Source organism: Paenibacillus mucilaginosus 3016 (assembly GCF_000250655.1).
GTDB classification, from domain to species: domain Bacteria; phylum Bacillota; class Bacilli; order Paenibacillales; family NBRC-103111; genus Paenibacillus_G; species Paenibacillus_G mucilaginosus.
Window position 1 is genome coordinate 4,456,585 of sequence record NC_016935.1, and the last position, 13,851, is coordinate 4,470,435.

A 13,851-nucleotide genomic window follows, 5' to 3' on the forward strand; every position below is an offset into this window, starting at 1 on the left:
TAGTTTAATTGACAAATATCAATTAAGTCAATATAATGGATATATGTCAACTAAATGCTTGCTGCTTGCTTCCCACAGGAAGAGTGTAGAAAAATGGTATCATTATGAAGGAGCAGTGACCATGACTAAAAAAACAGCTGTCATCACAGGGGCCACCAGCGGGCTGGGGCAGCTCGTCGCGTTAGAACTGGGAAGACGCGGTTTTCACCTTGTTCTGACTGCCAGGAGTAAAGATCGCGCTGCACACACAAAAAAGCAGATGGAAGAAAAGGCACCCTCTGCGAAAGTGGACTTCTTTTATGCGGATTTGTCGCTCCTTAAGGACGTAAACCGGGTAGGGAACGAAATCGCCGCTGCTTACCCTGCCATTGATGTGCTGTTGAACAATGCGGGAATCCATGCGTTTGAGGCACGCGTCACTCCCGAGGGGCTTCCCGAAATGATCGCGGTCAATTATTTGGCGCCTTGGCTTTTGACACACCGCTTAAAGCCCTGCCTGCAGAATGCGGGCAAGGCCAGAATAGTGAATGTGGCCTCGGAGGCTTCACGCCGTCACGGGAAGCTGAAGCTGCCGGAGGATTTAACGGATTCCACCCCGTTTACCGCACTCGGGTCTTCCCCCATCTATGGGAAAACCAAATTGTTCAACATTATGTTCACTGCTGAGCTTGCAAGACGGTGGGCAGGTACGGGAATCAGCGTGAATGCATTGAATCCGGGATTTAATGTTACCGGGCTCGGGCGGGAGCTCTGGTTCGCCCCGTTGCTGGAACGAATGTTGAAGTTACTCCGCCTTGGCGATCCGCGGAGAGGAGCCGATCTGATGACCCGCCTGATGGTCGAGCCCAAATATCAGCAAATCACCGGCGGGTACTTTACCGTTGGAACCGGAACATCCATCGAACCGGCGTATCCCGGAGGAGATGCCGCCATGCAGCGCAAGCTGTGGGAGGCAACCGAAGCGCTGCTGGAGACAAAAGGGTTTCCTGCGTCAAAGATACCGGGCAACGATCCGGACCAGCTTGGCCGGCAGTTCGTTTAGATTGGAGATATCCAGGAATCTCTCGCTCCCGTAGATCCGATGAATCACTTCCTTGTCCTGGCCGATGGCGGCCGCAAGGAAAGTTACGCCTTTGCGTTCATATTCAGCAAGGGTCAGCTGCATGTCTTGCAGGGCAAGGCTTCCGGTGTAATCCTCCATGGCTTTGGGCTGCCCGTCACTGAGGCTGATCAGCAGTTTGGACTGCTGGGGCGCGGCCGCCAACCGTTCCGCGATCATGCGCAGCGCCATCCCATCACGGTTATTGCTCCGGGCCCGAATCCCCATCAGACGGAAGCGGTCGTGGAGATCCCTTTGTGCAAAATCGGTATAGGCGTAAATGGACATCTGCTCCAATCGGGAAACGTCGGCCGTATCTCCGTAGATCAAGATGGGAATTTGGCACAGTTGGCAAAATTCGTATACGGCTAGTACCGCACGCTTGGCCGCTTCCAATCTTCCGAAGGCCGACATGGACGCGGATTCATCCACTCGCAGCCCCACCACTAGGGCCGGATTCTCGGTGGGAGGACGCTTTTTGGCAAAATACCTGAAGTCCTGATAAGCCACGCGGTCTGCCTGAAAGCGGCTGCCGTGGTATTGGTTTCTGGCAAATTCGCACGAATTTTCTTGTTCCAGCAGGGGGAGGGTTTTTCTGGCGATTTCCCGCACGATAGGCATAAGCTCCCTGCTTAAGCGTTCATATTCCTGCTCGGCTTCGGGCGTATAATCCGGCCGGTGGACGATGAGCTTCACCTTTTGGTGAATGGAGCCGGAGACCGCCGCCCTTGCATCCCGGTTGAGCTTTTTGCGGAACATCCGCTCTTTTTGTTTCGCTTCCTCCGCCATGGAATCGGGGTCCGCCTGATGATAGAGCGGCGCTCCTTCCTCCCCCTGATCCGAGCTTACCGTGTAAGTGGATTCATTCGAAACCTCAGAAGTGCTTTCCTCCCCATCCGCCGACTTTTTGACCGCTATACCCTGCTCCCCTGTCTTCTTATCAGGCTCCGGATCGGCATCGTCGACCGTGCCCCAGGATGGCATTTCGATTTCATCTAGAATTTCCGTTTTTTTTTACGTCTCCGTCTCCACCTTGTCCAAACCGGCCAGCAAGCCTCGGCTCCTCAAGGCATCCTCCAGTATCTTGATTTCCTCGGAGTCGGTTGTCATCTTGTAGATGACTTTATGGTAAAGGGATTCGTGCACGGAAGTCCCTGCTGCTACAGCATCCGCCCAATAGAACAAGGATCGCATGCCCGCCACGCCCTTAATCGCATTCGCGCGGGCGGTTTGGTCCAGGAGAATGATGACATCCGCCAGGACATCCAGCACTTCTTCATCGGTATAACCGGTTTTGGCCATCGCTCTATCGACCATGATATTCTTGCCGGGCAGATCCATCTTCTCCGTGTGCTGGACCCTGTCCCGCAGCGCTTCGTTGAGCGGCCGGGTTCCCGCATAGCTCCGGTTGGTTGTGATGACCGCGATGAAATCCGGATGCCGGCGTATGATCTCTGTCGGGAGATTGAGGCTGCCGTCGAGCTCCAGGGCCGAGTTGAGCGCCATCAATACGGCGGCGTCACGGATCACGGTAGGCTCCTGGATTTCCAGAAGATAGCCGTGCCGATAGGCTCTCACAATCTCGGACGGATAGAACCGGTAAGATACCGCCTCGTCCTCTTTTTCCCGGGCAAGCATGCTGCACAATTCTTTCACCTTCACCGCCGCCTGTTCTTCCGTCATCCCCAGAACGCCCGTCAGAATCTCCGCTGTGCTTTGAAACCCGTCGCTTTCATACAAGGCCTTCAGAACGGTTTGCTCCGCAGGCTCCATCTTCTCTAAGCGCTCGGGAGAAATGACGGGCAAGATAGAGCCGATAATATCGGATTTATCCATATCGGCGAAGCAGGTCACTTTCGTATAGGGCAGCCCGAATGCCGCCGACAAGGCTTTGGCCAGCTGGGTTTTGCCCGAACCGGCATCGCCTTCCAGGAGAATATTGGCGATTTTCATTTCGCCTCGGTGCCAGTTGCGTCTGATTTCGCTGCAGATCCGCAGCTCTTCTTCACTCGCCTTATGGGATAAGGGCTTTTTCCAGATGAGGTCCCTTTCCACATCCGTCAGCTGTCTTCCCGGCGACAATAGATTCTCTTCTATTATATTCATGGGTTTACTCCTTTCCTCTGCCGGTCAGTATCCCATCTCCTCCAGAAGCCGGGCCAGGATGCGGAGACGTTCTCCGATCATCTCTCCATCCTCATTCAGCGCATGGGCAAACCGCTTTATATCCTGATCAATCGCAGGATTGTCCGTGCATACGGATACGTTCATCGCAGCTCCCTGCAGTCCTATCCGGTCGATCAGGGGATGATCCGGGTCATAGAGCTTCGGCAATCGGTAGGCATCCTGAAAATGCAAACTGCTTCTGCAGATCAATAGGGCCAGGTCAAGAACGCGGTGGATCGGCAGTTCTTCGGTTGGATCGGACGTTGACTCACCCGCAGTCCGCCAAATTTTTGCGGATATGCCCGCTTTCCCCTGGTCCTTCCCTTGACCCAGTCCCAGGGATATTCCACTGACATCCGTGTTACGGGCATAGCGGCCGTCCACCTGTGCGTAATTCTCTGCAGCGATAACAGGTGTATGGTGTAACGAAGTTGATATGTTCATTGGTTTTACACGCTCCATGTCGGTGCTTTTTTTCGTAATGACTTGATTGTAATTCGGGTCAATGAACAAGTCAATGATAAAATAGATAATTTACAAACATGTTTGTTTAATAACAGGTATAATTATATTATTGTTTGATTTAATTCGGGATTTTGTTCCTGATTTTGGGGATGAGCTTATATCCCTGCAAATAAAAAAAACCGCGGTTGGCGCGGTTCTTCGCATTACATGAACGCTTCTTTTAATTTCGGCTTTGCGAGCGCACGAAGGCAGAGATATCCTCGTAGACCGAGTGGCCGTCATCGAACAGGTCGGTCATGGCATAAAATCCGTGGATCATCCCTTGGTAACGCCTGAGCGTGACGGTCCCCCCTGCTTCGATGAGGCGGCGGCCGTACAGTTCCGCTTCATCCCGCAGCGGGTCGTATTCGGCTGTCACAATCAATGCGGGCGGCAGGCCGGTGAGCGGTCCCCGCATAGGCGATGCGAGCGGAAGATCCCGGTTCCCCGCATCCCGTAAATAATGCCGTTCGAAATAATCCAGAGCCTCCCGGCTCAGAAAATAACCGGATGCATACCGGCGCATCGAATCATAATCGCCCGCAAAATCGGTCATCGGACAGATGAGCACCTGGCCGGCGAAAACAGAGGCTCCTTCTCTTTGGACCTGTTGAGCAGCCACCGCAGCCAAATTGCCGCCGGCGCTGTCACCGGCCACAAACAGCTTCTCCGCATCGAATCCCAGCGCTGCGCAGTGTCCTGCAATCCACTCTGCCGCAAAAACCGCGTCTTCAGCGGCAGCGGGAAAGGGATGCTCCGGAGCAAGACGGTAATCGACCGATACGACGGCGCAGCCCGTCACGGACGCAAGCTTGCGGCAGAGCGGATCGTACTTCTCCACATCGCAGAGAACGAACCCGCCCCCGTGGAAAAAGACGAAAGCCGGAAGAACGGCTTCCGCCATAGGCCGGTAGATCCTGACCAAGATGTCGCCGTGAGCTCCCGGAATCCACCGGTCTTCCGTCGAAGCCATGTCGAACGTATCGGAGATGGCCGTCCCGGCAACAAGCTTGCGCAGCTCTTCCGGCTCCTGGGTGTGGAATGCGGGCAGTAATGCCGTGTCCCGCAGGAATGCTTCCGCCTGTTCATGCAGTGTCATAAATACTACCCGGATTGGAGGAAGGCTCTTATGGAAGCCAGCCATCAGCGGAAGGCGATTGGGGAATTTTTGAAAACGCGCCGATCCGGTTTGTCTCCCAAGCAGATGGGGCTCCCGGAAGGATATACCCGCAGGCGAACCCCCGGCCTTCGGCGTGAGGAAGTAGCTCAGCTCGCCGATGTGAGCGTAACGTGGTATACCTGGCTGGAGCAGGGCCGCGAAGTTTCGGCATCCGCCGAGGTGCTGGATCGTCTGGCCTCAGCCCTGCAGATGAGACCGGCGGAGCGTGAATATCTGTATCAGCTGGCGGGACGGTACAATCCTTCGCAGCGCGAGGGGGCAGCACAGCTGACGCCCGCATTCAAGCAGCTGGTGAACAGCACGCCATATCCTTTCTTCGTGATCGGTCCGGAGAACCGGCTTGTCGCCTGGAACAAAACGGCCTGCGAGATCTTCACGGACTTTTCCGCCCTGCCGCCCGAAGGGATGCAGATGCTGCGGCTCATCTTCCTGCACCCGGCCTTCCGGGCGAAAGTCGTCAATTGGGAGCACACGACGAAGGTCGCGATCTCCTTCTTCCGAAAAGTGTATGACCGCTGCGCCGACCAGCTATGGTACAACCGGCTTGTCAGAGAGATGACGGAACAAAGCAGGGAGTTCGCCGAGTGGTGGCCGCTGCATGAGGTCGCCGACAAGAATGGGCTTCAAGTGGAGATGGAGCATGCGTCTATGGGACGGCTGCAGTTTGAAATCATTACTTTTACCCAAATCAACGATCTGGATCACCTGATGTGCTGTATTTACATGCCCGTACCGGATACACCTACGGCGGCGAAACTGGCGGATTGGCAGCACGCCAAAACAGCGAAACCCCGCATTTGAGCGCTACTAGCGCCCTTGCGGGGTTTTCCTCTGCCGGCTTTGGTAATTTGAGCCCCTCATACCTTATGCCCCGCTGCTCATCAGACGATCCCGGACTTCCGTCAAGGCGAACCCAAGCAGATTTTTTCCCTTCCATAACATTGGGTTATGTACATGGGGATGATCTGACGCAAGCCCAATCCCCCAGATTTGGTCTACTGGGCTCGCCTCCACAAAGATCCGCTGATTACAGCTCTTCATGAAGTTCCAAAGGCTGGGGTTCTGTCCGAACTTGGCCAGATTTCCGTTCAGCACGATATCATAACAACGAATGTCCCAAACCTCAGGATCAAAGCCCTGAACGGCCCGTCCGTAAGCTTTCATTTCTTTCGGATGCTTCGCCTTCATAATCGCGGCAGCCATGTTCTGGTCCCCGAAAAGTCTCGCCTTCTCAGCCATCATGTACTGCTCGGCACAGCTGTATTGTTCGCCCTCCACGATAAAGGGACTTTCCCACCACTGGCTCAAACAGCTGGCGGTAATACGGCCATCGGCCGCAGGCGTATGACCCCAGAAGAAAAGAAATTTCATTTCCTCTCCAGCCTGATAGGCTTGCTGCAATTCATGAATTGAATAGTACATCCCGGCCCCTCGCTTTCTGCCGTCCTAGTGTATGTAATCCTGAACCTCAACAAGATGATTGACGATGACATCAGCCTGTCTTAGTTCTTCTTCCTGAGCAAAATCAAACCGGCAGCCTATCGACAAGAGGCCATTCTTTTTAGCGGCAAGTATATCCGACAACCGGTCCCCGACTACCGCTGCACGCCGAATGTCATAGGTTCGGATGATGTGAGCGACCAGATCCGTTTTACTCTGGGACTGGATATGCTGGATACTAAAGGTCTTCGTGACCCAAGAATCCAGGCTGTAGTGCTCGACAATCGCCTGCAAATATTCGATCTCCCCATTGCTGGCAATGTAGATAGTGAATCCCTTGGACTTCAGGTACGTGAGAAGCTCCGTGACTCCCGGATACAGTTGGCCTTTACCGCTGCGAATATTCTGAATCAGCTGCTTCTGAAAGAAAGCGTTAGCTTCATGCTTCATTTGGTCCGTATGCTCCGGCATCAAGGTATCCCACACCACCGGCAAAGGGACTCCCATAATGGCCCGATAGGCTTGAAGAGGAGTCTCGGCAGACCAAGCCTTCAGGTCTCTCAAGTAATCGAAGGTTTCCTCTAGAGCATGCTCCAGAATCGTATCGGTTCTAAACAAAGTCCCATCCATGTCAAAAATAATGGAGTCCGTCATCAGTATACATTCTCCTGTTCGTTTATTAGGTCTACGTCAGCCGGGCGGCTGCCTGCCTGTGTGGGTTGGTATTGCAGCTCGTCTCGAATCCAGCCGGCAGCTCCCCTCGCCCGCTTCCCTTCAGCGCTGTCTCAGGATCTATGCCGCTCCATCCACGCGGTGGCCCAGTCGACCAGCGGACGCTGCTCCAGCAGCCGGACGTCCGCTCCCCCTATCCTGCGGGCCGTGAGTCCCGTCTCCCGCTCGTACTCTTCCCCGAGGCGCAGGAAGTCGCTGTCGTCTACGGCTTGGGTGGTATAAGTGACCCACTCCCGCTTCCCGTTGATCCACATGGCACTGCTCTCTTCCGAGTATCGCTTGGAAGGGAAGCGGGCCCGGGTTTCCGCCAGGTGCAGCGAAGTGTTCTTGTCATGCCCTACGCCGATCAGGAACACATACCCGCTGCGCCGGTAGAGCCGCTCCAGCGGTGAGCCGTCGCCGAAGATGTTGGAGAGGTCATGCCCTTCGGTGAGCTCCTCCGCGTACCGGCCGACAGCTGCGAAGGAGCGTGCCGGATGGTCCGACCTCCGGGCGCCGGGCCACTTCCGGAGCATCTCTGCTGCGGCCCCCATGCCGACTGCGGGGGTAATGTCTTTATCATAAGCGGGCCAGTGGGCGCGGATGACCGGCCAGCTCTCTGCAGGGGCCTCCCAGTGCACACCGGCAGCTGGATCGAGGTTCCGCCAAGTCTGGGATGGCATCAGGACCGTACCCTCCTCACCGACGACCTCGAGCAGCGACCGGATCAGCGTCTCGGCCCCTCCGACCACGTACCCAAGCCGGCTGAGCGACGCATGGACTATCACTGCGTGACCTTTCCCCAAGCCGCACTGCCTCCATCCCTCAGCCAGGTCTGCTTGCGTCAGTACCGCTTTCTTTTCAACCGAATCTCCCATGTACTGCAGCCTCCTTCATTCGTTGTGCTCCGCCAAAAGAAATAACCCCGCTGATATCAGCGGGGTTGTCACCGGATGGTTCCGGGGAAGCATTGCCCTTTGATTTACCTCTTCTGATTCCGGATTATACCAGCAGGTACGGTCGATACGCAATCCCCCTGGAGGAGGAAAATAGTCTCGATACGGATGATTTCCCCAAGGCTTGCGAAAAAAATGGGATTGCGCCCTCAGGAAGATTATGCTATTTTTGTTCTCGTGGAAACCGGTTTCCCGAAAATTTCATACCCTTGGGGGGCTCATACGATGAGTTTGAATTGTTCACGCAAGGTGTGGTTCCGTAGTGCCACGGCCGTTCTTCTCGCATGCTCGCTGTCCGGCTGCAGTCTGAACGGCAGCGGCTCCTCCGGCGGTCATACCGCCGGCACCCCTGTCCCGGAGCAAACCGGGCCGCATAGCGCGGGGCCTGCCGAAGCGGCAGACCTCATCCCTGAAGCGGGGGCATCGCTGACGATCTGGGAAGAGAAGTCGGAATTCGACTTCCTGCAGCCGGCACTGAATGCGTTTGAAGCGAAGTTCGGTGTCCCCGTTACCGTGGAGGAAGTCCCCTCGCCCGACCAGGCCAACAAGCTGGCCAACGACGGTCCGGCCAACCTGGCGGCTGATGTTGTGCTGCTGCCGCATGACCGGCTGGGCGATGTGGCCAGCGCCAACCTGGTTCTTCCCAATGATGTGCTTGAAGAGAGAACCCGTCAGACGAAGCTTGATACTGCCGTGAAAGCGGTTACCTTCGATGGCATCCTCTACGGCTACCCCAAATCCATAGAGACGTACGCGCTTTACTACAACAAAGATCTTGTGAAGCAGGCCCCCCCGCACCTGGGAGGAGATTGCCGAGTTCGCACGCACATTCAATGACCCCTCCACGAATCGGTACGCCGTCATGTGGGAGAACAAGAGCTTGTATTATAACTATCCCTTCATCACTGCCCTCGGCGGATACGTCTACGGCAAGAGCGGTACAGATCCTACTGACATCGGCTTGAATCATCCGAAGGCCGTAGAGGGCATGACCTACTTCCAGAGCCTGAAGTCCATCCTGCCGGTACCAGACGGCCGATGTCACCTATGACGTGAAGACACAGCTGTTCCAGCAGGGCAAGCTGGCCTTCAACATCGACGGCCCCTGGTCCGTCGGGAGCTTCCGGAACCATGTCAGCTTCGATGTCGCTCCCCTCCCCCAGCTTCCCGGGGGGAAGAACAGCGTATCGTTCTCCGGGATCCGTGGCTACTATGTGAACTCGTATACGAAGTACCCCAATGCCTCTAAGCTGCTGGCCGATTTCCTGACGAACAAGGAGAATGCGCTCGCGAACTTCAAGACCACCGGCAGCATCACGGCCCACAAGGAAGCCGCGGAAGACCCTCTTTTGAAGCAGGATCCTATTGTAAGCGGCTTCCTGGAGCAGTTCGGGCATTCCGACCCCATGCCGTCCCTTCCTGAGATGGCCAATGTCTGGGCTCCGATGGAGGCCGCCATCTCCGCGATCTGGAATGACAAAGCGGACGTACGTGCTTCCCTCGACAAGGCGGTCCAGACGATCCGGGACCAGAATCAGAATCGGTCCGCAGCAAAATAAGGATCACCCTACCCTTTCAACCTATTGGCAGGAGGCCATGAGCGCATGAACTGGAACCGGTCCACGAAGGCCGCTGCACTGTCCGCCCTGTGGATGGGCGCCGGACAGCTGTATAACCGGCAGTATATGAAAGGCTTGACCTTAACGGCGGTCGGTGCCGCCGCCGTCAGCTGGGGAGCGGCCGGTCTGATCCGCCGCCTGCACGGCCTGATCACACTCGGCACCGCGCCAAGACAGATGGTCAAGACGGGCAATCAATTCCGAATGACCGACGGCGACCATTCGATATTCCTCATGATCGACGGGCTGATCGCCCTGATGATCCTCTTGCTTCTGGCGGGCCTCTATGTGTTCAGCATCCGGGATGCGAAGCGCCAGGCCTGCCGAACGGAGCGGGGCGAGAGGCTGGAGACCTTCCGTGAGAGCCTGCTGGCATTGGGCGGAAGGCATTTTCCCTACCTCATTCTGGCGCTTCCGCTGATTGCCGCGCTTTTCTTGTCCGTGCTGCCGCTGCTCTTCAGCATTCTGCTCGCTTTTACCGACTTCGCCGCTCCCAACCTGCCTCCCGCCAAGCTCGTGAATTGGGTTGGTCTGCAGAATTTCACCAACCTGATCTCCCTCCGGTCCTGGAGCCGTACGTTCTTCGGGGTGTTCGGGTGGACCGTGATCTGGACCCTGCTCTCCACGGTCACCACCTATTTCGGCGGGATGGTGCTGGCCGTACTGATCCACCAGCCGGACGTGAAGTTCAAAGCGCTGTGGCGGACCCTGCTGGTCATTCCCTTCGCGCTTCCGAACCTCGTATCGCTGCTGATATTCCGCAATCTGCTCAACAACCAGTTCGGGCCGGTGAACCAAACCCTCCGTCTGCTGGGGCTCGAGGGTCTTCCCTGGCTGACCGACCCCTTCTGGGCGAAGGTGACGGTCCTTGCGGTCAACATGTGGATCGGGGTGCCGCTCTCCATGATCCTGATCTCGGGCGTGCTGACCACGATCCCCCGGGATCTGTACGAAGCGGCCACGGTAGACGGTGCTTCTGCGTGGCAGCGGTTCAGCGGTATCACCCTGCCTCTGGTCCTGTTCACCACGGCGCCCATCCTCATCATGCAGTTTGCGGGGAATTTCAACAACTTCAACGTGATTTTCCTGCTGACGGAGGGCAATCCCGCCATATCGGACTACCAATACGCGGGAGGCACGGACCTGCTCGTGACCTGGCTCTATAAGCTGACGCTGAACAACCGGCAGTATAATATGGCTGCGGTGATCGGTATCCTTATTTTCATCATCGTTGCGAGCCTGTCCATCATCAATTACCGGAGAAGTCGATCGTACCGGGAGGAGGAGATGTCGGCATGAACCTCAGACTGATCCTGACCTATGTCATCCTGGCCGCCGCTTCGCTGGCCAGTCTGTACCCCGCGCTGTGGATTCTGCTCTCCTCGTTCAAGACGGGGACCAGCTTGTACAGCGAGACGCTTCTGCCGCAGGGCCTGACCCTGGATCATTACCGGGAACTGCTGTCCGGGCGCAAATACGATTACCTGCTCTGGTTCCGGAACACACTGAAGGTCGCTGTCTTCTCCACCCTGTTCGGTACATTCCTCACGCTGCTTGGCTCCTATGCTGTGGCCCGCTTCCGGTTCGTGGGACGGCGCTATGGCCTCATGGGCCTGCTCGTGCTGAACATGTTTCCGGGCTTCATGTCGATGATCGCCATTTACGTCTTCCTTCTGCAATTGAACCTGCTGAACAGCCACTGGGCGCTGATCCTGGTCTACAGCTCGGGCTCCTTCCTCTCCAACGTGTTCGTAGCCAAGGGCTTCTATGACACGATTCCCCGGAGTCTGGACGAGGCGGCTCGAATCGATGGAGCGACGAACTGGCAGATTTTTACCCGCATCATGATTCCCCTGTCGAAGCCGATGCTCACCTATGTAAGCCTGGTGATCTTCAACGGGGCGTGGGTAGACTTTATTTTCGCCAAGCTGATCCTGCGCACCGGGGACAAAACGACGCTTGCCATTGGGCTCTATGACATGGTAAGCCGTTTCAACTCTACCGACTTCACCATCTTCGCGGCCGGTGCGGTGCTGCTCGCCGTGCCGGTTATGATCCTGTTTATCTGGCTGCAGCGGTTCCTGGTGGATGGCCTGACCGCCGGTGCGGCGAAGGGCTAGTACCGTAGGGGATGGTCCTGATCCGAGAAAAAAAGGAGAGAACCTGCTATGAATCTGGAAGCAATCTATCATATTGACGATATCCCTTATGCCTTCGCCGTTCGTGCGGACGCGATCAAGGTACGTATCCGCGCCAAGCGCGGTGAGGTGGTCAGAGCGCGGGTGCTGCATTCCGACCGCTATGTCCCCTATGGGCATGAAGTGCCGCTCGAGCTGGAGCTTGCGGCCTCGACGGCCGCTCACGATTACTTCGAGGGACTTATCCAAACGTCCACGTTCCGGGTGCGCTACCTGTTCCTGCTGGAGGATGCCGAGGGTCGTGCTGTGTGGTACGGTGAGCTTGGGGCGTCCGTACACCGGGACAAGGCCGGGCTGTTCCACTTCCCTTACCTCAACCCGTCGAATATTCATGAGGTGCCGGACTGGATTCACGACGCAGTCGTATACCAGATCTTCCCCGAGCGGTTCTGCAACGGGGACCCCGCCAATGATCCCCCGCTGACGGAAGCCTGGACGCCGGAGGCCCGTCCCCGTCCTGATTCTTGGTACGGCGGTGATCTGGCCGGCATTCGGCAGAAGCTTCCATATCTGCAGGAGCTGGGCGTCACTTTGATGTACCTGACTCCGGTCTTCCTGTCCCCTTCGACGCACAAATACGATATCTCGGATTATCTTAAGATCGACCCGCAGTTCGGTGACATGGAGCTGCTGCGGACCTTGGTGGCTGAAGCGCATGCGCTCGGCATCCGGGTGATGCTCGATGCGGTGTTCAACCATTCAGGCCAGGAGTTCTTCGCTTTCCGCGATTTGGTGGAAAAAGGTGAGAACTCGAGCTACCGGCAGTGGTTTTACGCTGAGGGATTCCCGGTTACCGAGGAGCCGGAGGCGAACTATCTCACCTTCGCGACGGGAATCAAGACAATGCCCAAGCTCCGCACGTCCGATGCCGAACTGGCGCAATACCTGCTGGAAGTGGCGGCCTATTGGATTCGGGAGACCGGCATCGACGGCTGGCGCCTCGACGTCGCCAACGAGGTCGATATGGGGTTCTGGCGCGGGTTCCGGCAGAAGGTCAAATCGGTGAAGCCGGATGCGCTGATCATCGGCGAGATTATGCATCACGCCGGGCCGTGGCTGCGCGGCGACCAATTCGACGGCGTGATGAACTATGTCCTTCGCGAGGCGCTCGTCGATTTCTTCGCGAAGCAGGCCATCGGAGTGCGCGAGTTTTCCGCCCGGCTGGCCCTGAACCGGATGATGCACAGCGATGCCGCCAACCAGGCGATGTTCAACCTGATCGGCAGCCACGACACCGACCGGTTCCTGACGCTGTGCGAGCGTCACGGATTGGGTTGGAATGACTTGAAGTACGACGTGGAACGGCTGCGTCTTGCCGTCTTTTTCTTGATGACCTATACCGGTATGCCGATGATCTATTATGGCGATGAAGTAGGCATGAGGGGTGGATATGATCCCGACTGCCGGCGGCCGATGATCTGGGATGAGGAGGCGCAGGACCGGGAGCTGTTCGGCTTCTTCCGTACCATGATCGCGCTGCGCCGGCGCCACCGCGCTTTGCGGAGGGGAACGTACCGCAGCTGGCTCGAAGAGGAGGCGTTGGGGGTACTCGGCTACATCCGCGACGACGGTACGGAGCAGGTTCTGGCGGTGCTGAACCACAGCCCGAACCCGGTGGAGCTGGAGCTTGAGCTGCCGGCCGGGCGGCGCGTCGGCGGGATGCTGGCCGACGCCCTGTCGGGGGCGGTTTATACGCCCGCGGCCCGGCAGGTGCTGGCGCTGCCGCCCTTTGGCTGCATGCTGCTGGTCGAAACGTAGCGGTAAGGTTGTTACGCAAGTTCATTTCATCCAACCGGAGTTTTCGTAATGAAACTGAAGAGAGACCTGGCCTTTTGGACCAGGTCTCTTATATTGTAAACGGCCGGACGCCTTCGTTATGGTAAAGTAAAGATACCTTTTTTCGAGCTCTTGGTTTTCTTCAGGCATTTCGGCCTTAGTTGTAAATACGTCAATCCCTTTATAAAGACAAGGGACATGG

The 13,851-nt window shown here is 56.7% G+C and carries 15 protein-coding genes; 8 read left to right on the plus strand and 7 right to left on the minus strand.

The window, feature by feature from the left end; all coding sequences use genetic code 11:
* Nucleotides 1-121: 121 nt before the first annotated feature.
* Complete coding sequence (locus PM3016_RS19170; RefSeq protein WP_014370590.1) at nt 122-1,042, plus strand: SDR family NAD(P)-dependent oxidoreductase; 921 nt, start codon at nt 122-124, stop codon at nt 1,040-1,042.
* On the opposite strand, the gene PM3016_RS19175 is transcribed toward PM3016_RS19170, so the two are convergent.
* The 4 genes from PM3016_RS19175 to PM3016_RS19190 all read right to left on the minus strand — a co-directional run bounded on the left by PM3016_RS19175 (nt 992) and on the right by PM3016_RS19190 (nt 4,868).
* Nucleotides 992-2,083, minus strand: coding sequence for a vWA domain-containing protein (locus tag PM3016_RS19175; RefSeq protein WP_238540244.1), 1,092 nt, complete (start codon nt 2,081-2,083; stop codon nt 992-994). The genes PM3016_RS19170 and PM3016_RS19175 overlap by 51 nt on opposite strands.
* Nucleotides 2,084-2,113: 30 nt before the next feature.
* Entirely contained in the window at nt 2,114-3,205 is a 1,092-nt protein-coding gene (locus PM3016_RS19180) for an AAA family ATPase (protein WP_041619177.1), read from the minus strand.
* 24 nt (nt 3,206-3,229) lie between these two features.
* Entirely contained in the window at nt 3,230-3,709 is a 480-nt protein-coding gene (locus PM3016_RS19185) for a DUF6530 family protein (RefSeq protein ID WP_014370591.1), read from the minus strand.
* 241 nt (nt 3,710-3,950) lie between these two features.
* Nucleotides 3,951-4,868 carry an alpha/beta hydrolase gene (locus PM3016_RS19190; protein WP_013918147.1) on the minus strand — a complete coding sequence of 306 codons (918 nt, stop codon included), beginning with the start codon at nt 4,866-4,868 and terminating at the stop codon, nt 3,951-3,953.
* Nucleotides 4,869-4,898: 30 nt separating this feature from the next.
* Between PM3016_RS19190 and PM3016_RS19195 the strand changes: the two genes are divergently transcribed.
* Entirely contained in the window at nt 4,899-5,750 is an 852-nt protein-coding gene (locus tag PM3016_RS19195; protein ID WP_014370592.1) for a helix-turn-helix transcriptional regulator, read from the plus strand.
* Between the two features lie 63 nt (nt 5,751-5,813).
* On the opposite strand, the gene PM3016_RS19200 is transcribed toward PM3016_RS19195, so the two are convergent.
* The 3 genes from PM3016_RS19200 to PM3016_RS19210 form a co-directional block, all read right to left on the minus strand.
* Nucleotides 5,814-6,371: an NADAR family protein gene (locus PM3016_RS19200; RefSeq protein ID WP_014370593.1), complete on the minus strand. Its 558-nt coding sequence runs from the start codon at nt 6,369-6,371 to the stop codon at nt 5,814-5,816.
* A 24-nt stretch (nt 6,372-6,395) separates the two neighbouring features.
* Nucleotides 6,396-7,043, minus strand: coding sequence for an HAD family hydrolase (locus PM3016_RS19205; protein ID WP_014370594.1), 648 nt, complete (start codon nt 7,041-7,043; stop codon nt 6,396-6,398).
* A gap of 131 nt (nt 7,044-7,174) precedes the next feature.
* Nucleotides 7,175-7,978: an AAC(3) family N-acetyltransferase gene (locus PM3016_RS19210; protein WP_014370595.1), complete on the minus strand. Its 804-nt coding sequence runs from the start codon at nt 7,976-7,978 to the stop codon at nt 7,175-7,177.
* 303 nt (nt 7,979-8,281) lie between these two features.
* On the opposite strand from PM3016_RS19210, the gene PM3016_RS39885 reads away from it, so the two are divergent.
* The 6 genes from PM3016_RS39885 to PM3016_RS19230 are packed head-to-tail and all read left to right on the plus strand — an operon-like array spanning nt 8,282 to nt 13,631.
* Nucleotides 8,282-8,893 carry a sugar ABC transporter substrate-binding protein gene (locus PM3016_RS39885; RefSeq protein ID WP_238540245.1) on the plus strand — a complete coding sequence of 204 codons (612 nt, stop codon included), beginning with the start codon at nt 8,282-8,284 and terminating at the stop codon, nt 8,891-8,893.
* 43 nt (nt 8,894-8,936) lie between these two features.
* A complete protein-coding gene (locus PM3016_RS39890) occupies nt 8,937-9,107 on the plus strand; it encodes a hypothetical protein (RefSeq protein ID WP_238540246.1) in 171 nt (56 codons plus the stop codon).
* Nucleotide 9,108: 1 nt separating this feature from the next.
* Nucleotides 9,109-9,615 (plus strand): sugar ABC transporter substrate-binding protein, encoded by a 507-nt coding sequence (locus PM3016_RS39895; RefSeq protein ID WP_238540247.1) that lies wholly within the window; start codon nt 9,109-9,111, stop codon nt 9,613-9,615.
* Between the two features lie 45 nt (nt 9,616-9,660).
* The gene (locus PM3016_RS19220) at nt 9,661-10,974 is read left to right on the plus strand and encodes a carbohydrate ABC transporter permease (protein ID WP_013918153.1); all 1,314 of its coding nucleotides are present in this window, start codon (nt 9,661-9,663) and stop codon (nt 10,972-10,974) included.
* Nucleotides 10,971-11,795, plus strand: a complete 825-nt coding sequence (locus PM3016_RS19225; protein WP_013918154.1) for a sugar ABC transporter permease — start codon at nt 10,971-10,973, stop codon at nt 11,793-11,795. The genes PM3016_RS19220 and PM3016_RS19225 overlap by 4 nt, the downstream gene beginning before the upstream one ends.
* 48 nt (nt 11,796-11,843) lie before the next feature.
* On the plus strand, nt 11,844-13,631 hold the full coding sequence (locus PM3016_RS19230; protein WP_014370596.1) for an alpha-glycosidase: 1,788 nt from the start codon (nt 11,844-11,846) through the stop codon (nt 13,629-13,631).
* The last annotated feature ends 220 nt before the right edge of the window (nt 13,632-13,851 follow it).